This is a genomic window from Streptococcus mitis (genome assembly GCF_009496285.1).
GTDB lineage: Bacteria > Bacillota > Bacilli > Lactobacillales > Streptococcaceae > Streptococcus > Streptococcus mitis_BP.
Genome location: NZ_WIJK01000018.1, coordinates 19,548 through 44,335, shown reverse-complemented (window position 1 = coordinate 44,335; position 24,788 = coordinate 19,548). Strand labels below are relative to the sequence as shown.

The following is a 24,788-nucleotide window of genomic DNA, read 5'->3' as shown; positions in this document are numbered from 1 at the left end:
GTAAATGATGTTTATAATCCAGATCCCAAAATTAAGATGCAAGATTTGCATTTGGTAATCTTTCCTTTGAAAGAATCATCCCTTGTTTTAGCCTTCTATCATAATAAAGACAAAAAATATAGAACTTTAAGACATCAGTTTAATAGTGAAAATTCTAAAAAAACAAAAGAATTTTTAAATTATCTTGTATTTGCCTATACAGAAAATTTTTTTATTTCGAAAAAAATCTGTGAAAAAATTCAAAGTGATAAGAAACTAATCCAACTAAGTCGTGAATTATATCAGAATCCAAATTTTGGAAGGGTCAGTATTTTTGATATTTTTAATATGAACTATAAACCAGTTAAAGCAGATGAAATTCCTAATTTTTTAACAAAAGATTGGGGGCTTGGAGAAAAAGATGAGTAAGATTAGTAAAATTAGATTTAAAGGATACTCAGAAGAAGTACGCAGAAAGTTATTAAAACAATTGGTAAAATTGGATGGTAGAATTGGTTTTAGGGGATATACAAAACAAGATATTGTTGAACGTAGTAATGGTGTTCTGGCATATAGTCCAACTAATATTTTGAACAATAAGATTGTGAATGGAAAAAATGATACCTATATTTCGCAAGCTAAATATGAAGAATCTCCTGAAATAATGGTAAAAAAAAATAACATATTGTTTGTAAAGACAGGTTCTACTCTAGGAAAGTCATCACTAGTAAGAGAACTTACTGAACCTGCCACCATAAATCCTCAATTAATAGTAATAAAAACGATTCATGTCGATTCTGATTATTTAGCTGTTTATTTACTTACAGATAGTATACAAAAACAAATATTTCAAGCTAAAATTGGGGGAGCTGTTCCAACATTGACGGAAACAGAAATTGGTAAATTTGTTATTTCACTGCCCTCACTCGCTGAACAATCCGCCATCGGCTCCCTCTTCCGCACCCTTGACGAGCTTCTAGCTAGCTACAAGGATAATCTTGCCAACTACCAATCTCTTAAGACGACCATGCTTTCCAAGATGTTTCCCAAAGCTGGACAGACCGTTCCTGAGATTCGTTTAGATGGATTTGAAGGTGAGTGGGAATGTTTAAAAATAGCAGAGATTTTCCAAATAATAGATGGAGATAGAGGTAAAAGTTATCCGGGAGAAAGTGACTTCTATAGTGTTGGTCATACCTTGTTTTTAGACACAGGGAATGTAAAAAAGTCAGGATTAGATTTTAGTACAACTAAATTTATATCAGAAGAGAAGGATAAAGAATTAAGAAATGGTAAATTAATCTTAGGGGATTTTATTCTAACTAGTAGAGGGACACTTGGGAATGTAGCGTATTATAATGAAAATATCCAAAAAAGATATAGTTCTGTTAGGATAAATTCGGCTATGCTGATTTTAAGACCTTTATTAGGCGACAAAATATCTCCAGATTATATTTTAGCTGTTTTACGTGGAAACTTGATTAGTGATTTTATGAAAGTAAATCAAGTTGGTTCAGCACAACCACATATTACAAAGAAAGAGTTTTCTAAGATTAAAGTATTAGTACCTTCTAATATTCAAGAACAACAAGCCATCGGTGCTTATTTCTCTAACCTTGAACAGCTTATCACATCTTATCAAGATAAAATCACTCAGCTCGAGACTTTGAAAAAGAAATTATTGCAAGATATGTTTATTTGAGGTTCCCCAATGAAATTTTTAAAAAGATTATTTTTGTCGTTCAGTTCTTTTTTTCCTGGTTTAATTTTGTTTATTTTTACTATAAATATTTGTCCTAACGTTGAAAATTTATTGGCGAGTATTACAAAAATAATTATTTTGATTATAGTAATGCTAGTAGTTGCATTTGTAACACTAAACAATTTTGAAAAAAAAGAAAAATCTGATACGGCTAACATCGTATCAATTCAACCAGTTGAGCATGAAATTATTCCAACGTATATAGGTTTGTTTGTCATAATGCTTGGTCTAGGTAGTTTAAGTTTTATTTATCAAATATTTATTGTGTTTTTTATATTTGTGATATGGTTTGTCTTAATGGAAAAATCATATTACTTTAATCTTATTTGGTTACTTGTATTTAAATATAGGTATTATAAGGTACAAGATGAGATTGGTAATACTTATATAATTTACAGTAAGGAAAATGATGTAAAAGAAGTTGGTAAAATTCAGAATTTAGTAAGAATTAATAATTTTACTTTTTTGGAGAAGAAATAGTATGTTATTGGTAAAAGTAGATCGAAAATATAGAAAATTGGATAACTCAGATGACATTTCTGAACTAGTTGCCCCAGAGATTGGGCCTGAAAATAGCAGAGAGTTTGATCCAGAAACAAAATTAGAACAAGGGGATTGGTTCTATATTGAAATTGATGCCGATCATAGAACGATGATCAGTGAATATAGTGACAAGTTTTTAAATACTGCAAGCTTAAATGATGTGAATAGAGATGAGTTCTCGAAAATTGACTTAATTTTTCGTAAAGTTGATAACGATGGGTTAGTTTTTCAAAAAATTACACAATCAAAGAGAATGGTTGAAAAATCAATTTTAAGATGGATACCTAACATTGGAAGACCAGAAAGAACAATTATCGAGAATGGTATAGAATTAAAATCTGAAATTGATGCTTACTTTGATGGAAATGATAAATTGTATTTTAAAAGTTTTAAAACGATTCGTAGCTTGTTTAATGGGATTGATGATTATTATCGTATAGCAAGTCAGGCAGAAGTTGATGAGTTTAAAGAAGTTAATCTAGTGCATTTTGTTTCAGATTTTGAAATTAAGACTAATAACTTAAAGATGTTGGCAGTTTTAAAAGATTATGAGATAGATTTGGATGATATAGCTATTAAAAGTACTTTGTTGAGAACATACAGTCAGTATCCTAGTCAAGAGTTTGAGTTGGATAATAATCAAAATTTTATAATTGATAGTAATAGAAAATTAACATGCTTTCTAAAGTTAGCACTTGGACGGTTATATACAAATCCAATAACTCATCATAAAATGGAAGCTAATTATGCAAAAAAACTTAATTAAAAATAGGTTAATTTAAAAAGAAAGAAACACTATGGAAACAACACAAACTTCCCAGTCGCTTTACCAAGCCCTGTGGAACTCAGCGGATGTTCTCCGCTCTAAGATGGATGCCAACGACTACAAGTCCTATCTTTTGGGCATGGTCTTTTATAAGTATCTGTCAGACAAGATGCTCTTTTTCGTGGCTGAGACTATGGAAGAGGGGACAGATAGTCTGGAGGATGCCCTTGAGGTCTATCGCAACTACTACGAGGATGCGGATACCCATGAGGATTTGGTCTCTGTCATGAATGACGAGCTCAACTATATCATCAAGCCAGACTTGACCTTTACGGCTCTAGTAGCACGTGTCAATGAGGGGACTTTCCAGCTGGAAGACTTGGCTCAAGGTTTTCGTGATATCGAGCAGAGTGACGACCTCTATGAAAATCTCTTTGAAGATATCGACCTCTACTCTAAAAAGCTAGGGGCAACTCCGCAAAAGCAAAACCAAACAGTAGCAGCAGTCATGAAAGAGTTGGCTGTGCTGGATGTGGCTGGTCATGCTGGCGATATGCTGGGGGATGCCTATGAGTATCTGATCGGTCAGTTTGCGACTGACTCGGGTAAGAAAGCTGGTGAGTTCTATACGCCTCAGCCTGTTGCCAAGCTCATGACCCAGATTGCCTTTTTAGGTCGTGAAGACCAGGAAGGCTTTACCATCTATGATGCGACTATGGGGTCTGGCTCTCTCTTGCTCAATGCCAAGAAGTACTCTCATAAACCGCAGACGGTTGTCTACTTTGGTCAGGAGCTCAATACCTCGACTTATAACCTAGCTCGGATGAACATGATCCTACACGGTGTTCCGGTTGAAAATCAATTCCTCCACAATGCCGATACACTAGACGAAGACTGGCCAACTCAAGAACCGACCAACTTTGACGGTGTTCTCATGAACCCTCCATACTCTGCTAAGTGGTCAGCAAGCTCTGGATTCCTGAATGACCCTCGTTTCTCTCCTTTTGGGAAACTTGCGCCTCAGTCCAAGGCTGACTTTGCATTCCTCTTGCATGGATACTACCACCTAAAGCAGGATAATGGGGTCATGGCTATCGTCCTTCCCCACGGTGTTCTCTTCCGTGGCAATGCGGAAGGAACCATTCGCAAGGCCTTGTTAGAAGAAGGGGCTATTGATACAGTTATCGGTCTACCAGCCAATATCTTCTTTAACACCAGCATTCCGACTACGGTTATCATTCTCAAAAAGAACCGTACCAACCGTGATGTCTACTTTATCGATGCTTCTAAGGAGTTTGATAAAGGGAAAAACCAGAATATCATGACGGATGCCCATATCGAGAAGATTCTGGAAGCCTACAAGTCTCGTGAGGAGATTGATAAGTTTGCCCACCTAGAAAGCTATGAAGAAATCGTCGAAAATGACTACAACCTCAATATCCCTCGCTATGTGGATACCTTTGAGGAAGAAGAAGTCGAGCCTCTGACAGATATCGTCAGCAAGATTAACAAGACAAATGAAGCTATCGAAAGCCAAACAGCTTCCCTGCTTGAAATGCTCGGTCAACTCCACGGAACCACACCAGAAGCTGATGCAGAACTCAAAGAGTTTTTGAAAAACTTTAAAGGGTGATGGAGTAATTAATTCGCTCATTTTATAGAAATAACTTTGTTTCCGTATTTCCTGGGAACTAGTAGAAAGTTAGGAGAAATATGGAAAATAACAACCAACGTGCCCTTTGTCAGCAACTCTGGGCGGAAAATAAATACCTTGTTTTGAGCCATTCTAGCAATATTTACAAGGACATTCGCCAGTATCTCAAGCAAGAAGTGGTGGAGCTTAGTCAGGTTCAAGAGATGATTGACCGTGCCTGCCAGATTCCGGAACACAGGGGTCAGGTTTGCGATGCCTTTCAGCATATTTGGGGCTATTTTAAAAAGCAAGCCAGCCTTGACGAGCGCAAAGACTATATGCTCTTGCTAGATCGCTATCGCTTTGGTCAGGCTTCCAAGGAAGACTTGATTGCGAAAACTAGAGATTTGCTTGAACGTTATCCAAATGCTTATCTGCAACATTCTACCTTGTTGAAAGGAGACTCCCATGAGACTTTGGCATGAGACTTTAATCCCACAACTGCCCCGTCCTCAGCTCTTGGGGCAACATCGAGAGTGCTGTGCCCTTCGTGGCAATGGCTGGGGCAGAAAGCATGCGACGGTTGACTATGTCTTTACCCACTCGCCTTATCGTCTCTATGCCTATCATCGCTTGATCATGGAGGAGATGGCTGACCGTGGCTACAATGTCAGTCCAGAGTGGCTGGACAAGAACTACCGTGGCAAGACCTGCCCTTCCTATGAAGACTTAGGAGAGGAAAAGCTGAAAAGTCCTATCTATAGCGAGCATGACGCTGCCTACTATGAGGAGTGCCTGGCTAATCTCCGAGAGAAGGGGATCGAGTTGGAGTAATAGTAAGGATTATCTTCAATTAAAGACTCTTCTTGTAATTTTTTCGAATAATAAAAATGAGACCTTTAGAATGATTCTAAGGTCTTCTTTTTGTAAGTATTTGGATTTACTTTTAATAACTTTTGAGTTATAATTTTAAAAAGCCAAGCGTGAACTAAAGGACTTAAAAGAAAGAGGGATAAGTGATGAAGAATAGTGCCGTTGGGAGTAACTGGAAGGATGTTCGGTCTCAACTATTTACCAAGGAGGAAATCCTTGAAAGTGATATGCGAGTGGCTATCATGAGTGAGTTGATTGAGGCTAGGCATGAGCAAGGAATTAGCCAGAAAAAGTTAGAAGAACTTAGTGGAGTGAGCCAGCCTGTCATAGCTAGGATGGAAACAGGAAAGACCAGCCCTCAGTTGGATACGGTCTTAAAAGTTTTAGCCAGTTTAGGAAAGACACTAGCAGTCGTTCCACTTGAACAGGAAAAAAGTTGATTAAACTGACCTATAGTCTTTTCTAATAACAAGCCATAGTCATCTTTCGGTTTAATCAAGTTTGACTATGAACATGGCTATCTTGAAAATCTATTAACCATTGTCTATCAAGGATTTGGGGAATCTTCTCCAAATCTTTTTTTGTACTTTAAAAAGTGATATAGTTTCAAACTATATCAAAGCCTAATTTTTTACAATTATACAGACGCTTTCTTTTCTGTTAAGATAGTTTCAACAACAATTTTTGGAGGACAAAACATGTCAACTACAATTATCGGTTTCCCTCGTTTGGGTGAATTCCGCGAATTAAAATTTACAACTGAAAAATACTTTAGAAAAGAAATCTCAGAAGAAGAACTCTTGGCTGCTGCGAAAGAATTGCGTGCAAAACACTGGAACATCGTTAAAGAAAAAGGCATCACTGAAATCCCATCAAATGACTTTTCTCACTACGACAACTTCCTTGATGCTGCCTTCCTTTTCAACGTAGTTCCTGCATCTGTTCAAAACTTGGACTTGTCTGATCTTGAACGTTACTTTGCTTTGGGACGTGGTTACCAAGGAGAAAAAGGGGATGTTCGTGCCCTTCCGATGAAGAAATGGTTCAACACTAACTACCACTACATCGTTCCTAAATTTGAAAAAGACACTCAAGTAAAATTGGCTGGTCACAAGATCTTTGATGAGTTCCAAGAAGCTAAAGAACTTGGTCTTAACACTCGTCCTGTCCTTGTAGGACCATTCACTTTCCTTCAATTGTCAGACTTTGAAGAAGGTGTGAAAGCAGAAGACTTCGTAGATAGCTTAGTAGCTGCTTACCAAGATGTTTTTGCGAAATTGGCTGAACTTGGTGCAACTCGTATCCAACTCGACGAAGCTGCTCTTGTCAAAGACTTGACAGAAGAAGAAAAAGCCCTCTTCTTGAACATCTACAACAAACTCTTGGCTGACAAAAAAGGTCTTGAAGTCTTGCTTCAAACATACTTTGGTGACGTTCGTGACGTTTACGCTGACCTTGTAAAATTGCCAGTAGATGCGATTGGTCTTGACTTCGTTGAAGGTAAGAAAACTCTTGAACTCGTTAAAGGTGGCTTCCCAGCTGACAAGACTCTTTATGCAGGTATTGTCAATGGTAAGAACATCTGGCGCAACAACTACGAGAAGAGCTTGGCTATTCTTGAGCAAATCCCAGCTGAAAACATCGTTTTGACAAGCTCATGCTCACTTCTTCATGTACCATTCACAACAGCTAATGAAGAATTTGAACCAGCTATCTTGAACCACTTTGCATTTGCAGTTGAAAAACTGGATGAAATCCGTGACTTGGATGCTATCCGCAACGGTCAAGGTGCAGAGGCTCTTGCAGCAAACAAAGAACTCTTTGCGACTGAACGTGTTGGTGAAAATGCGGAACTTCGTGCGCGTATCGCTGGATTGACTGATGCAGACTACACTCGTTTGCCAGCCTTCGCAGAACGTGAAGCTATCCAAGAAGATGCATTCAAACTTCCAGCTCTTCCAACAACAACAATCGGTTCATTCCCTCAAACTAAGGAAGTTCGTGCTAAACGTTTGGCCTTCCGTAAGGGTGAATTGTCACAAGAAGAATACGATGCCTTCCTTGCTGAAACCATCGACGAATGGATCAAATGGCAAGAAGAAGTTGGATTTGACGTGCTTGTACACGGTGAATTCGAGCGTAACGACATGGTTGAGTACTTCGGTCAAAACTTGTCAGGTTACCTCTTCTCTAAGAACGGTTGGGTACAATCATACGGTATGCGTGGGGTTAAACCACCAATCATCTGGGGTGATGTAACTCGTCTCAACCCAATCACTGTTAAATGGTCTAGCTACGCACAAAGCCGTACGGACAAACCTGTTAAAGGTATGTTGACTGGACCTGTTACAATTCTTAACTGGTCATTCCCACGTGAAGACATCTCTATCAAGGATTCTACTCTTCAAATCGCTCTTGCAATCAAGGATGAAGTTCTTGACCTTGAAGCTGCAGGCGTGAAAATCATCCAAATCGACGAGGCTGCTCTTCGTGAGAAATTGCCACTCCGTCGTAGCGACTGGTACGAAGACTACCTTGACTGGGCTATTCCAGCCTTCCGTTTGGTACACTCAACAGTAGCACCAGACACACAAATCCACACTCACATGTGTTACTCAGAATTTACAGATATCATCCCAGCTATCGACAACATGGATGCAGACGTTATCTCATTTGAAGCTAGCCGTTCAAACCTTGAAATCTTGGACGAACTCAAAGCGAAAAACTTCCAAACAGAAGTTGGACCTGGGGTTTACGATATCCACTCACCTCGTGTGCCTAACGAAGGCGAAATCGACCACACAATCGAAGCTATCCTTGCGAAAGTACCAAGCAAGAAAGTTTGGATCAACCCTGACTGTGGTTTGAAAACACGTGGTATTCCAGAAACGAAAGAAAGCTTGATCCGCCTTGTAGAAGCTGCCAAAGCTGCGCGTGAGAAATTGTAAGAAAAGATATTTCTCCATACATGGTTGATCAGTAAGAAATCAACTAGAAAAGGTTCATAAATATGTCACGTCAAACACCGTCCCTCTCATTTGAAGTTTTCCCTCCAAACCCAGCAGTAGGCAATGACAAAATTATTGCAGCTCTGAAAGACATGCAGGGCTTAGCACCACACTTCATCAGTGTGACTGCCAGCAATAATAAATTTAATATCAAAGAGACGACGGTTCGTTTGGCAGACTATATCCAAAATGACTTGGAGATTCCAACCATTGCTCACTTGCCAGCTATCTACCTAACTAAGGATAAGGTAGCTGAGACTATTGCAGATTTGGATAAGGTTGGGGTTCAGAAAATCTTGGCTCTTCGTGGAGATATCATTCCTGATGTGGAGCCACAAAAGGATTTCCGTTACGCGACAGACTTGATTGAGTTTATCAAGGAGCAGGCGCCACATTTTGAAATTATTGGAGCTTGTTACCCAGAAGGGCACCCTGATTCGCCAAACCAAATCTCAGATATTCAAAATCTGAAAAGAAAAGTAGATGCAGGCTGTTCAAGTCTTGTCACTCAGCTTTTCTTTGACAATGAGCGTTTCTACGATTTCCAAGATAAATGTACCTTGGCTGGGATTGATGTTCCTATCCATGCTGGAATTATGCCAATCCTGAATCGTAACCAAGCGCTTCGTCTCTTGAAGACTTGTGAGAATATCCATCTCCCACGTAAGTTCAAGGCTATTTTGGACAAGTATGAGAATGACCCTGAGTCACTCAGAACAGCAGGACTTGCCTATGCCGTAGACCAAATCGTGGACTTGGTAACGCAAGACGTAGCAGGTGTGCATCTCTACACCATGAACAATGCAGATACTGCTCAGTACATTCACCAAGCAACCCATGCCTTGTTTAATCACCAATCTTTAGGATAATAAAAAGCAAACCATTCTTCTTTTCATGGAGGAATGGTTCCTTTTTAATAGAAAAGCCAGCACTTTTTAAGAAAAATATGATAAAATAGACTCTGTACGTACTTGATACAAAGATGAGGGTATTAAATAATACAATGCATTCAAACTGCAAGGTTTAGCGACACGAGCGAGTCAAATCGATATTATTTGACGAGGGAGTTAGTAAAGCATTTAGCTAATCGCCTGATAGCGATTAGCGTGAAAGGCTTAGATGCTTTAGTATCAAACCTTTCTAATGATTTGTATCTTGATCTTTGTAGGCAAGGCGTATAATATTATCAATCCAAAGGGGATTAAAATGACAAAACATGTGTTTCAAACGACTTTTGCGGGTCGTGAGTTGATCGTAGAGACTGGTCAAGTTGCTAAGCAAGCAAATGGCTCTGTTGTCGTGCGTTACGGTGAGTCAACTGTCTTGACTGCTGCCGTTATGTCTAAGAAGATGGCGACTGGGGATTTCTTCCCACTTCAAGTCAACTATGAAGAAAAAATGTATGCGGCTGGGAAATTTCCTGGTGGCTTTATGAAACGTGAAGGACGTCCTTCAACAGATGCGACCTTGACAGCGCGTTTGATTGACCGTCCAATCCGTCCAATGTTTGCGGAAGGTTTCCGTAATGAAGTACAAGTTATCAACACAGTCCTTTCTTACGATGAAAATGCATCTGCACCAATGGCAGCGATGTTCGGTTCATCATTGGCTTTGTCTATCTCAGACATTCCATTTGACGGACCAATTGCTGGGGTACAAGTGGGTTATATCGATGGCCAAATCATCATCAACCCAACGCAAGAACAAGCAGAGCGCTCTCTTCTTGAATTGACAGTAGCTGGTACCAAGCACGCTATCAACATGGTAGAGTCTGGTGCCAAAGAATTGTCAGAAGAAATCATGTTGGAAGCTCTTCTCAAAGGGCACGAAGCTGTTAAAGAATTGATTGCCTTCCAAGAAGAAATCGTTGCGGCAGTCGGTAAAGAAAAAGCAGAAGTAGAATTGCTTCATGTGGATGCTGACTTGCAAGCTGAAATCATCGCAGCCTACAACAGCGACCTTCAAAAAGCTGTTCAAGTAGAAGAAAAATTGGCTCGTGAAGCTGCGACTCAAGCAGTGAAAGACCAAGTCACAGCAGTTTATGAAGAAAAATATGCAGACCACGAAGAATTTGACCGTATCATGCGTGATGTGGCTGAAATCTTGGAACAAATGGAACATGCAGAAGTGCGCCGTTTGATCACAGAAGACAAGGTTCGTCCTGACGGCCGTAAGGTCGATGAAATCCGTCCTTTGGATGCGGTTGTTGACTTCCTTCCTCGTGTACACGGTTCTGGTCTCTTCACTCGTGGACAAACGCAAGCTCTTTCTATCTTGACTTTGGCGCCAATGGGAGAAACTCAAATCATTGATGGTTTGGATCCAGAGTACAAGAAACGCTTTATGCACCACTATAACTTCCCACAATACTCTGTAGGGGAAACTGGACGTTACGGTGCTCCAGGTCGTCGTGAAATTGGTCACGGTGCTCTTGGCGAGCGTGCTCTAGCTCAAGTATTACCAAGCTTGGAAGAATTCCCATATGCGATTCGTTTGGTAGCAGAAGTCTTGGAATCAAACGGTTCTTCATCTCAAGCATCCATCTGTGCGGGAACACTTGCCCTTATGGCTGGTGGTGTGCCAATCAAGGCTCCAGTAGCAGGTATTGCCATGGGTCTCATCTCAGATGGAAACAACTACACCGTATTGACAGATATCCAAGGTTTGGAAGACCACTTTGGAGATATGGACTTTAAGGTTGCAGGTACTCGTGACGGGATTACAGCCCTTCAAATGGATATCAAGATTCAAGGAATTACTGCAGAAATCTTGACTGAAGCTCTTGCTCAAGCCAAGAAAGCTCGTTTTGAAATTCTTGACGTGATTGAAGCAACCATTCCAGAAGTTCGTCCAGAATTGGCTCCAACTGCTCCGAAAATTGATACTATCAAGATTGATGTTGACAAGATTAAGATTGTCATCGGTAAGGGTGGAGAAACGATTGATAAGATCATCGCTGAAACAGGCGTTAAGATTGATATCGACGAAGAAGGTAACGTATCTATCTACTCTAGTGACCAAGCTGCCATTAACCGCGCTAAAGAAATCATTGCTGGCTTGGTTCGTGAGGCCAAAGTGGACGAAGTCTACCATGCCAAAGTAGTTCGTATCGAGAAATTCGGTGCCTTTGTCAACCTCTTTGACAAGACTGACGCTCTCGTTCACATCTCTGAAATGGCTTGGACTCGCACTAACCGTGTCGAAGACTTGGTAGCCATTGGTGATGAAGTGGATGTTAAGATTATCAAGATTGACGAAAAAGGTCGTGTAGATGCTTCGATGAAAGCACTCTTGCCACGTCCACCGAAACCTGAACATTCAGAAGAAAAAGGTGAAAAGGGGCATCGTCATGGCGATCGTCCTCGTCACCATCACAAGGACAACAAACCTAAGAAAGAAACTACAGAAACACCAAAAGACTCAGAATAAGAAAAGGAGAATTGTATGGGATGGTGGCGTGAAACCATTGATATCGTAAAAGAAAATGATCCAGCGGCCCGCACCACTTTGGAGGTTCTTTTGACCTATCCTGGTGTCAAAGCCTTGGCTGCCCACCGTCTCTCTCATTTTCTCTGGAAGAATGGCTTTAAGCTCTTAGCTCGTATGCACAGCCAGTTTTGGCGCTTTTGGACGCAGATTGAGATTCATCCAGGAGCTCAGATCGAATCAGGTGTCTTTATCGACCACGGTTCTGGCCTTGTGATTGGGGAGACGGCTATCGTTGAAAAAGGAGTTCTTCTCTATCACGGAGTGACTCTTGGTGGGACTGGTAAGGATGTTGGCAAACGTCATCCGACCGTGCGTAAGGGAGCTCTCATATCTGCACATGCCCAAGTTATCGGGCCTGTAGAAATCGGTGAAAATGCCAAAGTCGGTGCCGCTGCGGTCGTTGTGGCAGATGTTCCTAGCGATGTAACGGTTGTCGGTATTCCTGCTAAGATTGTCCGAGTGCATGGTCAAAAGGATGAACCAACCATTCACGAAGTCGAAGAAAAACGAGAGTATTACGTCAATAAACTCGAGCAAGCGAGAGATGCCAGTCATAGATCGTCTGAGCTTTAACATTTGATTTCGTCCGTTTGAAAAGATTGGCTTTGTCAAACAAACCCAAGTGGTTTATCTGAATGCGAAAGAGTAATAAATGCTATTAGAAGAATTTGAAAATGTACCTGCTGTTATCGAGCCAACTGATCGAAGCCTCCTTAGTGGTGGAGAAGTTTGTGATACCATAATCTTATCTTTTAATGGAGAAATCCTTGGACGAGTAAAGCAGATAGATGGTGTCTACGAAGGTGGCTATCTTACCAATCTAAATGGCAAACTGCCATGGTATATCTATGAAAAAGATGGGAGTAAGGTAGCAGTTGCTATGGCTACGATTGGTGCTCCAATGGTTGTTGGACTCTTAGAAGAACTCAAAGCGAGAGGTTTTAAAAACTTTATCGTTTTGGGATCTTGCGGAGTTCTGGACCAGTCTATTCAAGCAGATAAGATTATCCTACCAAGCTCGGCTTTACGTGATGAAGGTACTAGTTATCACTATGCTCCAGCAAGTGATGAAATAGCCTATGAGCGATCTCTACTCTTAACTATGGAAAAATCCTTGGATAAAGCTGGTATTGAGCATATTCGAACAAAGTCTTGGACCACAGATGCCTTCTATCGTGAGACAGCTGCTAAAGTCAAACGAAGACTGGCGGCAGGAGCTAGAGTTGTAGATATGGAAGCTTCAGCTATCATGGCCTGGGCCCAATATCGACAAGCCAATGTCTATCAATTTTTCTACACAGCTGACTATGTCGACCATCACAATCATGAATGGGATGCTAGACGCGAGGATAGAAAAGCGGATGCTATGACTTTCTTTGAGATTGCCCTAGTTATTGCTCAAGAGTTAGTTTAGACTAGTCTTTACGATAAATTCGAAACAAGAAAGGGAGCCTAACGGAAAACATAGCAATAAAACTTCCGTAGTGACTCCCTTCATCTTTTTACTTCATTCTTCTTTTATGTTTAGAAAGGAGCAAGGAATTCCGATTTGTGACAGGCAATCGGACTAAAATTTCGTTGAACAGTTAGTTATGAAAATATCTGTTTATGAATTTTAGCTTTCCTGACTATTATTTTATGATTAAAATCTATGACACCATGTCTCGTGATTTGCGAGAATTTGTCCCAATCGAGGACGGTAAGGTCAAGATGTATGTCTGTGGGCCAACTGTATACAACTATATCCACGTGGGGAATGCCCGCTCGACAGTAGCCTTCGATACTATTCGTCGCTATTTTGAATATCGTGGTTATGAGGTTGCCTACATTTCCAACTTCACGGATGTGGATGATAAGATTATCAACCGTGCCAAGGAAGAAGGCATCACGCCTCAAGAGGTTGCGGATAAGTACATTGCTGCCTTTCGTGAGGATGTGACGGCCTTGGGCGTGAAACCTGCGACTCGCCATCCGCGTGTAGTAGAGTTTATGGCTGACATCATCCGTTTTGTGGAAGATTTAATTGAGAAGGGCTTTGCCTATGAGAGTCAAGGAGATGTCTATTTCCGTGTGGAAAAATCTCATAACTATGCTAAATTGGCCAATAAAACCCTAGAAGACTTGGAACTAGGAGCTTCAGGTCGTACAGATGAGGAAACAGCTCGCAAGGAAAATCCTGTGGACTTTGCTCTATGGAAAGCTGCTAAACCAGGCGAGATTTCTTGGGACAGTCCTTGGGGACCTGGTCGTCCAGGTTGGCATATCGAATGTTCGGTCATGTCAACGGAGATTTTGGGTGATACCATCGATATTCACGGTGGTGGAGCTGACCTTGAGTTTCCTCACCATACCAACGAAATTGCCCAATCTGAAGCTAAAACAGGCAAGACCTTTGCCAACTACTGGATGCACAATGGTTTTGTCAATATCGACAATGTCAAGATGTCTAAGTCTTTGGGTAACTTTATTACGGTACACGATGCCCTCGAAACGATCGACGGTCAAGTATTGCGTTTCTTCTTTGCGACTCAGCACTACCGTAAGCCTATCAATTTTACGGAAAAAGCAGTGCGTGATGCGGAGACCAATCTCAAGTATTTGAAGAACACCTATGAACAACCATTTACTGGAACTGTAGATGCGGCGGAGTTGCAAGCATTTAAAGACAAGTTTGTGGCTGCCATGGATGAAGATTTCAATACAGCTAACGGAATCACCGTTGTCTTTGAAATGGCTAAGTGGATTAACTCAGGCAACTATGATGTAGCTGTCAAGGAAACTCTTGCAGCTATGTTAGAAGTCTTTGGTATTGCCTTTGTTGAGGAAGCTTTGGATGAAGAGATTGAAGCCTTGATCCAAAAACGCCAAGAAGCACGTGCAAATAAAGACTTTGCAACAGCTGACCAAATTCGTGACCAACTAGCTGCACAAGGGATTAAATTGCTTGATACCAAGGATGGAGTGAGGTGGACACGTGATTGATGTCAATCTCATTAACGGGATTGCTCTAGCCTTTGAAGGAGATGCGGTGTATTCTATGTATATTCGTCGTCATCTCATCCTCAAAGGTATGACCAAGCCCAATAAACTTCACCAAGAGGCAACCAAGTATGTGTCGGCCAAGGCTCAGGCACATTTGATTTCCCTCATGTTGGAAGAAGAAGTTCTAACGGAAAAAGAAGAAGAAATCTATAAACGGGGTCGCAACACCAACAGCCATACCAAGGCTAAGAATGCGGATGTGGTAACCTACCGTATGTCCACGGGCTTTGAAGCGGTCATGGGCTATCTTCATATGACAGAAAATGTGGAGCGCCTCGAAACCTTGATTTCTTGGTGCATCCAAAAAGTGGAGGGCTAGAAATGATTGCAAAAGAACTACTGGCTTGGTTTCCTGATGGTAAAATCTTAGATCAGCCAGTTGATAAAGAGGGTTATCTAAGTCTACCTCTGTCAAATTATCAGTGGCTTTTGCTTGACGAAGCTAGTCTTAGCGAGCGTGAAAAACAACTGGTGGCTCTCTTAACCAAACAGGAGCAAACCATTTCCCTGAATCCCTGGTATACTTATCTGATCGAAGGTAAGGGACAGGCACCGCAAAACTTTAAAAAGTTGCAACTTGTCTATTGTCACCTATCCTATTTCCAACAGGAAAATTTAACGTCTTGGTTAGAGATGATGGGAACCCTCTTTCCAAATTGTCAAACAGTTCTTCAGGTGGGAGCCCAAGATTACATTTTTGTTCTTCAACAGGATAAGTACTCGTCAGTTCGTTCTATCCTAACAGACACTATCGAAGCGGTAGAGTATGACTTTGGAGTTCGTCTATCAATCATGCTGGGACAGGTCTGGGCTCAGAATGCCCACCAAACCTTAGCGGCCTTGATTAAGGCAGAGCGTGAGCTCTTTAAGACTTGGTGGCGTCAAGGTCATCAAGGAGTTCATACTTTTTCTCAACTTTATCTTTGGAGTTTGGGAGAAAGACAGGTTGATCTTAGACTTATCAAGGACTATCTCCGTCAGCAAATTCTAGATCAAGATCAGATTCAGGAAATCGTCCTTTCAATGTGGGAAAACAGTGCAGTCTTGACAAAAACAGCTCAGCAGTTGTATTTGCACCGTAATTCTCTCCAATATAAGATTGATAAATGGGAAGAATTGACCGGTCTTCAGTTGAAAGAATTGACTGACCTCACCTTTTGTTATCAGTTAATTTTACCAGATATAATCTAAAGTTTTGTGCAAGTTGCACAGAACTTTTTTTGTTTTTTGGTCAACTTGCCATAGATTAGTTAAGCGTTTTCATCTATAATAAAACTATCAAATGACAAAAGGAGTTCTCCACAATGGTAGAATTAAATCTTAAAAATATTTACAAAAAATATCCAAACAGCGAACACTACTCAGTTGAAGATTTCAACTTGAACATCAAAGACAAAGAATTTATCGTTTTCGTAGGACCTTCAGGATGTGGTAAATCAACTACTCTTCGTATGATTGCAGGTCTTGAAGACATCACAGAAGGTACTGCATCTATCGATGGCGTGGTTGTCAACGATGTGGCTCCAAAAGACCGTGACATTGCCATGGTATTTCAAAACTACGCTCTTTACCCACACATGACTGTATACGATAACATGGCTTTTGGTTTGAAATTGCGTAAATATAGCAAAGAAGACATTGACAAACGTGTACAAGAAGCAGCAGAAATTCTTGGTTTGAAAGAATTCTTGGATCGTAAACCAGCTGACCTTTCAGGTGGTCAACGTCAACGTGTTGCCATGGGTCGTGCGATCGTCCGTGATGCAAAAGTATTCTTGATGGACGAACCTTTGTCAAACTTGGATGCAAAACTTCGTGTATCAATGCGTGCTGAAATCGCTAAAATCCACCGTCGTATCGGAGCTACAACTATCTACGTAACTCACGACCAAACAGAAGCGATGACACTTGCAGATCGTATCGTTATCATGTCAGCAACTAAAAACCCTGCTGGTACAGGTACTATCGGACGTGTTGAACAAATCGGTACTCCTCAAGAAGTTTACAAAAACCCAGTTAACAAATTCGTAGCAGGATTCATCGGAAGCCCAGCTATGAACTTCATCAACGTTAAATTGAACGGTGACCGCATTGTTGCTGACGGATTTACTTTGAAAGTTCCAGAAGGTGCTTTGAAAGTTCTTCGTGAAAAAGGCTACGAAGGAAAAGAATTGATCTTCGGTATCCGTCCAGAAGACGTAAATGCAGAACCTGCTTTTCTTGAAACATTCCCAGAATCAGTTGTGAAAGCAACAATCTCTGTATCAGAATTGCTCGGTTCAGAATCTCACCTATACTGCCAAGTTGGTAAAGATGAGTTCGTTGCAAAAGTTGACGCTCGTGACTACTTGCAAGCAGGTGCAACAGTTGAACTTGGATTTGACTTGAACAAAGCACACTTCTTCGACGTAGAAACTGAAAGAACAGTTTACTAAGATATAGAAATAAAAATAGGCACTGTTGAATTTGCAGTGCCTTTCTTGTAACCATAATAAAAGAAGTAGGATGAACATCATCTTACTTCTTTTGACTTAATTAGCCTTGTTTTTTCTTGCTTTTAAGAGAAAGTCCGAATCCTGCTAGGACGATTCCTAGTAGTGTAAGGATGGATGTTTCTTCTCCGGTATTTGGCAAACTAGTAGTAGCTGCTTTAGTAGTTGTTGGTAGTGTGATAGTTTGACCACCATTTGAAAGAGTAATAGTCTCATTTCGTCCATTAAGGCTCTGATTGCCAGAATCTTGTTGGTCTGGTGTTGTAGGATCTACTTTTGGCTCTACATAGAGAAGTCGGTATTCACCAAAACCTTCTTGCTCTGAACTTGCGAGATATTGAACATCGCCATCTGTGCCTAGCAAATTTTTAGCCTTATCAGCTGTCAAGAAACGGATATCTAATCCTTTAATGCTATCAGTGAAGCGCCAATTTTTATCTGCACTTGGGTTGATATTTTTTTCTTCAAGGATATAGTTAATAATTGCTTGACGATTTTCAAGTCCAAGTAGACGGTTGAGGCTAGCATCACGAACACCAGGGAATTGACCATTTGCGCGATAGTTGTTGGTTACAACGATAAATTCTTGCTCTGGACGAACATCTTTGCCTTGGTATTTAAGATTGCGAACACGATTAGCATCTGGATGAAGTAACTTGCCTTCTCGGTCATATTTGTTCGGTTGTGTTACATCATACTCGTAAGTTACACCATCGATGACGTCAAAGTTATAGGTACGATAGCTAGAGTTGATGAGCTGCTGAGCTTCTTTTTTACTCGGATCAATAGTGTTGAACTGGCCTGCAGACATTTCCAACCATTCTTTTAATTGGGCTCCAGTAATTTTGAGAATAGCTGTAACATTGTCGTAGAGGTAGAGATCTGCTACGTTTTTGATCGCAATTGGACCTGCTGGGATGTCTGTGTAGGCAGTTGCATCCCCACGGGTACCAGCTTTAAATGGAGCAGCGGCAGAAAGAATCGGGAGACTACCTTCAGGAGTTCCTGCTAGTTCTCTCTTAGCATACCAAATTTGAGCGTTGTTGACGATTTGAACTGATGGATCATCTTTTACAAGGGCAAAGTAGCTAGTAATCGGGGCACTTGTTGTTCCGACTTGCTGGCGGACATATTTGACAGTTCCTTCATGAGATTCTTTAGCAATTTCTTTGATGCGTTCGTCGGCTTCCTTGGATTTTGTATAAATTTTACGGATAGATCCTTTGCTGTTGACAACTGACCATTTTCCATTTTTATATACAAGATTGAGGTCAATAATACCTAGATGATCACCGTATTTTCCAGCCATGGTGACAGGAGTGCCATTGATTTTACCGTTGATACCATCAACACCAGGATATTTTTCATAAAAACCTGTTCCGTTTCCACTAGGAAACTCGGCATGTGAGTGACCTGTGACTACGGCATCAACACCAGGTAGGCTAGCAATTTGGTAGCCCTCGTTTTCCTCACCTTTTTCGTACTTGTCATCTCCAATACCTGAGTGAGATAGAACGAGAGTGATATCTGCACCTGCTTTACGCATTTCAGGAATAATATTTTTGATAGCTTCTACTGAATCATTAACCAAAACCTTACCTTCAAGGTTAGCTTTATCCCAGCTAAGAATTTGAGGAGGGACAATTCCTGTAACCCCAATTTTGACAGTCGTTTTGTGACCAGTTTTATCTACAAAAGTTTTGGTGATAATTTTGTAAGGATCGTAGATGTAAGCACCTGTTTTAGGATCGACAACATTGGCATTGACAATAGGCATACCAGCGGTTTCGATGACACGTTTAAGATAGTCTAATCCATAGTTAAACTCGTGATTTCCGAGTGTCCCCACTTCAAAACCAAGCTTTTGAAGTGCTGTATACATAGGGTGTTGTTCGCCTTCTTTAACTGGATTGACGATAGCCTTGTAGGTTCCAAGAGGTGTTCCTTGGATGGTATCCCCATTGTCAACGAGGATAGTATTGCTATTTTCCTTTTTAGCTTCTTCGATGAGGATTGCTGTTTTTGCAAGACCGACATTTTCAACAGGTTTGTCTTGATAGTAGTCATAGTTGACTAGATTTGTATGCAGGTCGGTAGTTGCAAGGATACGGACATCAACTTCTTGCCCTTCGACAGGTTGGTTGGCTTCATCTTCTGCGAGACTTCCTTCGTTTGAAGCTTTAGCTTCAGCAGTTGGTGCTAGGGCAACTTCTGTAGTCCCTTTTTCAATAGTCCCTTCTTTTTCAGAATCAGCTAGTGTGTCACTTGCTTTACTAGTGACTGGTTTTTCAGCTGGACTTGTTGCTGAACTAGGTTTGATACTAGCATCTAAATTTGTGCTGGTCTCATCAGCCTGTGCAGTAGATACTGCAAAGACAGCGGCAGTAAGCCCTAAAAGGGCGGCTGGTTTGCGAAATGATGTCATAACATTCTCCTAAAAAATAGTTTCACTTGATTATACAAAATCACAGGCTAGGTATCAAGTTAGTTACGAATATTATTTTATAGATTTTAAACAAAGAAGCAGGGAAAATTTGAAAATGGAAGTTTTATTTGTCATACATAACAAAAATGCAGGAAAATGTGAACATTTATCTGAAAATTGTACTTTTTTCTTTTTAGAATAATCAGTAAGTGATTCTAATCTAGAATGGGCTTTACTAGTTTTCATATCCTCAAAAAAGTGTTAAAATGGTAGGAAGAATTGGAGAGTATGCATGCCGAAAGAAGTAATTTATTCAGGCGATGAAGTCGTCGCTTTAACGCAAAAATATTTATCGAAAGAAGATGTGGCTTTTGTACACAAGGCCTTGGTTTACGCTGTAGAATGCCATAGTGGCCAGTATCGTAAATCAGGCGAGCCTTACATTATCCACCCTATTCAGGTAGCAGGTATTTTGGCTAAACTCAAGCTAGATGCTGTCACTGTTGCCTGTGGTTTTTTGCATGACGTGGTAGAAGACACAGAAGCTACCTTGGATGACTTAGAGCGTGAGTTTGGCCATGATGTTCGAGTGATTGTTGACGGTGTTACAAAGCTTGGTAAGGTTGAGTATAAGTCTATCGAGGAGCAGCTGGCTGAAAATCATCGCAAGATGCTCATGGCTATGTCAGAGGATATCCGTGTTATCTTGGTCAAACTTTCTGACCGTCTGCACAATATGCGAACTCTTAAGCACCTTCGTAAGGACAAGCAGGAGCGTATTTCCAGAGAAACAATGGAAATCTATGCACCGCTTGCTCATCGTTTGGGGATTTCAAGTGTGAAATGGGAACTGGAAGATCTCTCTTTCCGCTATCTCAATCCAACTGAATTTTACAAGATTAGTCACATGATGAAGGAAAAACGTCAAGAGCGTGAAGCCTTGGTCGATGAAGTTGTGACGAAACTCGAGGAATACTCATCTGAGCGCCATCTTACAGGAAAAATCTACGGTCGTCCAAAGCATATCTACTCTATCTATCGCAAGATGCAGGACAAGAAAAAACGCTTTGAAGAGATCTATGACTTGATTGCCATTCGTTGTATTCTAGACACTCAGAGTGATGTCTATGCGATGTTGGGCTACGTTCATGAGCTTTGGAAACCAATGCCGGGACGTTTTAAAGACTATATTGCCAATCGTAAGGCCAATGGTTACCAGTCTATCCATACGACTGTTTATGGACCAAAAGGGCCGATTGAGTTCCAGATTCGTACTAAGGAGATGCACGAGGTTGCTGAGTACGGGGTTGCGGCTCACTGGGCTTACAAAAAAGGAATCAAGGGTCAGGTTAATAGTAAGGAATCTGCTATTGGAATGAACTGGATCAAGGAGATGATGGAGCTCCAAGATCAAGCAGATGATGCCAAGGAATTTGTGGATACTGTCAAGGAAAACTATCTGGCTGAGGAGATTTATGTCTTTACTCCAGATGGGGCGGTTCGTTCACTTCCAAAAGATTCAGGTCCGATTGACTTTGCTTATGAAATTCATACAAAGATTGGGGAAAAAGCGACTGGTGCCAAGGTTAATGGCCGTATGGTTCCATTGACGACCAAGTTAAAAACGGGTGACCAGGTTGAAATCATCACTAATCCAAATTCATTTGGACCAAGCCGTGACTGGCTCAATATGGTCAAGACCAGCAAGGCTCGTAACAAAATTCGTCAGTTCTTTAAAAACCAAGATAAAGAATTGTCCATCAATAAAGGTCGTGAATTGCTGATTAGTCAGCTCCAAGAAAACGGCTATGTGGCCAATAAATTTATGGACAAACGCCACATGGATGAAGTCCTTCAAAAAACCAGCTACAAGACAGAAGAAGCGCTATTTGCGGCGATTGGTTTTGGAGAAATCGGAGCCATCACTGTCTTTAACCGTTTGACTGAGAAGGAACGTCGTGAAGAAGAGCGGGCCAAAGCTAAGGCAGAAGCAGAAGAACTGGTCAAGGGTGGCGAAGTCAAGGTGGAGAACAAGGACACGCTTAAGGTTAAGCATGAGGGTGGAGTAGTCATCCAAGGTGCTTCTGGGCTCCTGATCCGGATTGCTAAATGTTGTAACCCTGTTCCAGGTGATGATATCGTCGGCTATATTACCAAAGGACGCGGAGTTGCCATCCACCGTGTAGACTGTATGAATCTTCGTTCACAGGAAAACTATGAGCAACGTCTACTCGATGTTGAATGGGAAGACCAATTCTCAAGCAAGGAGTATATGGCTCACATCGATATCTACGGGCTCAACCGTTCTGGTCTATTGAATGATATCTTGCAAGTCTTATCAAATACAACTAAGAATATTTCAACCGTTAATGCCCAACCAACCAAGGATATGAAATTTGCTAATATCCATGTTTCCTTTGGAATTTCAAACCTTTCAATGCTGACCACCGTGGTTGATAAGATTAAGAGTGTACCAGAAGTCTACTCGGTTAAACGTACCAATGGTTAAGTTGGCTTGATATCATCAGAAAGGATTGCTATGAAAATTATCGTTCAGCGTGTCAAGAAAGCACAAGTTTCTATTGAGGGTCAAGTATATGGGAAAATCCAGCAGGGGCTCTTACTCTTAGTAGGTGTTGGACCTGAGGATCAAAAAGAAGATTTGGAGTATGCAGTCAGAAAGCTTGTCAATATGCGAATTTTCTCAGATGCTGAAGGCAAGATGAACTTATCGGTTAAGGATATCCAAGGCCAAATCCTCTCCATCTCTCAGTTTACTTTGTTTGCAGATACCAAAAAGGGAAATCGTCCAGCCTTCACAGGCGCAGCCAAGCCTGATATGGCATCAGACTTCTATGATGCTTTCAACAAAAAATTAGCTCAAGAAGTGCCCGTTCAGACAGGCATCTTTGGAGCGGATATGCAGGTTGAGCTGGTCAATGACGGACCGGTTACCATTATCCTTGATACGAAAAATAGATAAGAAAGACCAAGCCCGACCGGCTTGGTTTTTCTCATCTATCACAAAATATTCCAAAATGAAATCGGTTCTTGATAAGCTTTGGGGAAGTCTTGTTTCAGGATTTGGCAGGTGCGATAGGAAGGGATGAAATGTCCTAGGATGAGGAGAGTTCCCTGAAGGAAGAGTGGGACACCCCTTAAAAACAGCAAGGAGAGAATTATCAGGCTATCCCATAGGAGGATTTGTAAGGCAAAACGCCAGAATCTAGGTCTAATCTGGGAATAGAGTTGACTGAAGTGGTCACAAAGCTGGTTAGACAGATAGGTCAATAGCACAGGATGAAAGAAAATGAGCCAACCACTGTAAATCAAAATCCAATCCCACGTCAGTCCCTCTTTAAATGTCAAAAATGCCAGCATGATTCCATCGATGATAAGGAGTTGAATGGTTTTGATGTAGATGATTTTTTTCATGATAAAACCTTTTTTTCCTTAGAGACACTCCCACAAAGAGATATGTTTGTCATAAAAGTCTGGATAGTTTTCTCTTAGGTGGCTAGCCGTTATATAATAAAAAGTAGAATGACAGGAAGTAAAGACTGGAGTAAGAGAGTAAAAATGTTGAGGGCCAGTGATGGCTAAAAAGACAAATAATAGTAGGTCAGTGGAGAGAATCTTTAAGTAGTAAAGGCGAATTTTTTTGTTCATCTGAGGATAAATCTCAGAGAAATGTTTTTTGAGTCGATTGACCAAGCGAAATAGCAGTAGTCCTTGAGCAAGGATGAAAATGAAGCAAAAAATCAGGCCTCTCTCCAAAGAAAGTTCGTATCGAGGTCTGAAAGTTACCAACAGTAGCAAATCGCTGACTACGATGGCTGTAAAATGGATTCTAAAGAGATTTTTCATAAGATGACCTCCCTCTTTTATCTAGCTTCATTCTACTCCAAAAGAATGGGAGTTACAAGTAAAATGATAAAAAATTTTAGTAAGGAAATTCTATTAAGTCGGCTTGCTTTCTTTATTTGAGTTTCCTTCTATTTTTCCACTTCTTCATCATTCCAGACAAATAAAGCTCCGATTGCATTGAGGATATAAAAGATGTATTTTCCGATATTGGCAAAGTTTCCTTGAATGCCAGCCTTTGTCAGCTGAACGAAATTGTAAATCAACCAAAATCCCCACTGAGTTGTCAGTTTCAATGCATTCAAAGCATTGGCAATGAGGGAGAGTGCAAAGGAAATAGTTGTTACGTAGGCAAGGAGATTCATCTTTCCTCCATAGCCGATATAGTTGGTCATAAATGCAAAGAGGAAGGCGATGATTGAAATGATGATGGCAGCTAATTTTATCTGTTTTTGGCTCATTTGGTTGGGTCTGCCTTCTTGCGAAGCTTCCCATTTCTTAATAGCAAAGGTATAAATGAGGAAGGTGACAGGATAGGTGATAATGGCCGCCTTATTTCCAAGGATATAGTCAATGGTGCCGGACAAAATCGTATTGACAATGCCAAAGTAATTTCCCCATTTGCTTAATTTTCCCGTGAAACGAGTGGACAACATGGAAATCCCAACGTTGGTTACGGAAATCAATCCAAAGGGCACAAGGGCAGTCCATGAGCCCCAGTCTACGAATTTATTGAGACGGGAGTTGAGGTAACCAGATGCGATCGCAATTCCAACGACCAGAGCAACCCCAAAGAGGTCAAACCATTTGGATGTCGCAAAAATTTTTAGTGATTTTTTCATAGGTTAAAATATCTTTCTTTTTTTACAAACATTCTACAACAAAATGAGAGTAACATCAAATGCTAGAAAT

The 24,788-nt window shown here is 40.8% G+C and carries 22 protein-coding genes and 1 pseudogene; 19 read left to right on the top strand and 4 right to left on the bottom strand.

Translation table 11 applies throughout. From position 1 onward, the window contains the following. The 17 genes and pseudogenes from GEZ89_RS09595 to GEZ89_RS06740 all read left to right on the top strand — a co-directional run. Nucleotides 1-408, top strand: a pseudogene (locus tag GEZ89_RS09595) (hypothetical protein); the annotation flags it as partial. Beyond that, nucleotides 401-1,681 carry a restriction endonuclease subunit S gene (locus GEZ89_RS06815; RefSeq protein WP_228113875.1) on the top strand — a complete coding sequence of 427 codons (1,281 nt, stop codon included), beginning with the start codon at nt 401-403 and terminating at the stop codon, nt 1,679-1,681. The pseudogene GEZ89_RS09595 and the gene GEZ89_RS06815, both read left to right, overlap by 8 nt. A gap of 9 nt (nt 1,682-1,690) precedes the next feature. Then, nucleotides 1,691-2,221 carry a hypothetical protein gene (locus tag GEZ89_RS06810; RefSeq protein WP_153225452.1) on the top strand — a complete coding sequence of 177 codons (531 nt, stop codon included), beginning with the start codon at nt 1,691-1,693 and terminating at the stop codon, nt 2,219-2,221. Between the two features lies 1 nt (nt 2,222). Continuing rightward, on the top strand, nt 2,223-3,050 hold the full coding sequence (locus GEZ89_RS06805) for a hypothetical protein (protein WP_153225451.1): 828 nt from the start codon (nt 2,223-2,225) through the stop codon (nt 3,048-3,050). Between the two features lie 31 nt (nt 3,051-3,081). Then, nucleotides 3,082-4,683, top strand: a complete 1,602-nt coding sequence (locus GEZ89_RS06800) for a type I restriction-modification system subunit M (RefSeq protein WP_153225450.1) — start codon at nt 3,082-3,084, stop codon at nt 4,681-4,683. Nucleotides 4,684-4,763: 80 nt separating this feature from the next. Then, complete coding sequence (locus GEZ89_RS06795; protein ID WP_153225449.1) at nt 4,764-5,168, top strand: YbgA family protein; 405 nt, start codon at nt 4,764-4,766, stop codon at nt 5,166-5,168. Further along, a complete protein-coding gene (locus GEZ89_RS06790; RefSeq protein ID WP_153225448.1) occupies nt 5,152-5,517 on the top strand; it encodes a TIGR02328 family protein in 366 nt (121 codons plus the stop codon). The genes GEZ89_RS06795 and GEZ89_RS06790 overlap by 17 nt, the downstream gene beginning before the upstream one ends. Nucleotides 5,518-5,702: 185 nt before the next feature. Then, a complete protein-coding gene (locus GEZ89_RS06785; RefSeq protein ID WP_153225447.1) occupies nt 5,703-5,996 on the top strand; it encodes a helix-turn-helix domain-containing protein in 294 nt (97 codons plus the stop codon). 258 nt (nt 5,997-6,254) lie between these two features. Further along, entirely contained in the window at nt 6,255-8,504 is a 2,250-nt protein-coding gene (gene metE, locus GEZ89_RS06780; RefSeq protein WP_153225446.1) for a 5-methyltetrahydropteroyltriglutamate--homocysteine S-methyltransferase, read from the top strand. A 62-nt stretch (nt 8,505-8,566) separates the two neighbouring features. After that, a complete protein-coding gene (gene metF / locus GEZ89_RS06775; RefSeq protein ID WP_153225445.1) occupies nt 8,567-9,433 on the top strand; it encodes a methylenetetrahydrofolate reductase [NAD(P)H] in 867 nt (288 codons plus the stop codon). 337 nt (nt 9,434-9,770) lie between these two features. Then, nucleotides 9,771-11,993 carry a polyribonucleotide nucleotidyltransferase gene (gene pnp / locus GEZ89_RS06770; protein WP_153225444.1) on the top strand — a complete coding sequence of 741 codons (2,223 nt, stop codon included), beginning with the start codon at nt 9,771-9,773 and terminating at the stop codon, nt 11,991-11,993. 15 nt (nt 11,994-12,008) lie between these two features. Then, nucleotides 12,009-12,626, top strand: coding sequence for a serine O-acetyltransferase (cysE, locus tag GEZ89_RS06765; RefSeq protein ID WP_153225443.1), 618 nt, complete (start codon nt 12,009-12,011; stop codon nt 12,624-12,626). A gap of 79 nt (nt 12,627-12,705) precedes the next feature. Beyond that, complete coding sequence (locus GEZ89_RS06760) at nt 12,706-13,467, top strand: nucleoside phosphorylase (protein ID WP_153225442.1); 762 nt, start codon at nt 12,706-12,708, stop codon at nt 13,465-13,467. A gap of 224 nt (nt 13,468-13,691) precedes the next feature. After that, on the top strand, nt 13,692-15,035 hold the full coding sequence (cysS, locus tag GEZ89_RS06755) for a cysteine--tRNA ligase (protein WP_153225455.1): 1,344 nt from the start codon (nt 13,692-13,694) through the stop codon (nt 15,033-15,035). Then, nucleotides 15,028-15,414, top strand: coding sequence for a Mini-ribonuclease 3 (locus GEZ89_RS06750; RefSeq protein WP_045763483.1), 387 nt, complete (start codon nt 15,028-15,030; stop codon nt 15,412-15,414). The genes cysS and GEZ89_RS06750 overlap by 8 nt, the downstream gene beginning before the upstream one ends. A 2-nt stretch (nt 15,415-15,416) precedes the next feature. Then, nucleotides 15,417-16,286: a helix-turn-helix domain-containing protein gene (locus GEZ89_RS06745; RefSeq protein ID WP_153225441.1), complete on the top strand. Its 870-nt coding sequence runs from the start codon at nt 15,417-15,419 to the stop codon at nt 16,284-16,286. A gap of 113 nt (nt 16,287-16,399) precedes the next feature. Beyond that, the gene (locus GEZ89_RS06740; protein WP_049504000.1) at nt 16,400-17,530 is read left to right on the top strand and encodes an ABC transporter ATP-binding protein; all 1,131 of its coding nucleotides are present in this window, start codon (nt 16,400-16,402) and stop codon (nt 17,528-17,530) included. Between the two features lie 100 nt (nt 17,531-17,630). On the opposite strand, the gene GEZ89_RS06735 is transcribed toward GEZ89_RS06740, so the two are convergent. Next, nucleotides 17,631-20,012 carry a bifunctional 2',3'-cyclic-nucleotide 2'-phosphodiesterase/3'-nucleotidase gene (locus tag GEZ89_RS06735; protein WP_153225440.1) on the bottom strand — a complete coding sequence of 794 codons (2,382 nt, stop codon included), beginning with the start codon at nt 20,010-20,012 and terminating at the stop codon, nt 17,631-17,633. A 292-nt stretch (nt 20,013-20,304) separates the two neighbouring features. Between GEZ89_RS06735 and GEZ89_RS06730 the strand changes: the two genes are divergently transcribed. Beyond that, nucleotides 20,305-22,521: a RelA/SpoT family protein gene (locus GEZ89_RS06730; protein ID WP_049503998.1), complete on the top strand. Its 2,217-nt coding sequence runs from the start codon at nt 20,305-20,307 to the stop codon at nt 22,519-22,521. A 30-nt stretch (nt 22,522-22,551) separates the two neighbouring features. Then, a complete protein-coding gene (gene dtd, locus GEZ89_RS06725) occupies nt 22,552-22,995 on the top strand; it encodes a D-aminoacyl-tRNA deacylase (protein WP_153225439.1) in 444 nt (147 codons plus the stop codon). 38 nt (nt 22,996-23,033) lie between these two features. Here dtd and GEZ89_RS06720 read toward each other — a convergent pair whose 3' ends face one another. From GEZ89_RS06720 to GEZ89_RS06715, 3 genes are all read right to left on the bottom strand, one after another. Next, nucleotides 23,034-23,447 (bottom strand): hypothetical protein, encoded by a 414-nt coding sequence (locus tag GEZ89_RS06720; protein WP_153225438.1) that lies wholly within the window; start codon nt 23,445-23,447, stop codon nt 23,034-23,036. Nucleotides 23,448-23,465: 18 nt separating this feature from the next. Next, nucleotides 23,466-23,879, bottom strand: coding sequence for a hypothetical protein (locus GEZ89_RS09730; protein WP_228113874.1), 414 nt, complete (start codon nt 23,877-23,879; stop codon nt 23,466-23,468). A 128-nt stretch (nt 23,880-24,007) separates the two neighbouring features. Next, complete coding sequence (locus tag GEZ89_RS06715) at nt 24,008-24,718, bottom strand: nicotinamide mononucleotide transporter (RefSeq protein WP_194251843.1); 711 nt, start codon at nt 24,716-24,718, stop codon at nt 24,008-24,010. Nucleotides 24,719-24,788 lie beyond the last annotated feature (70 nt).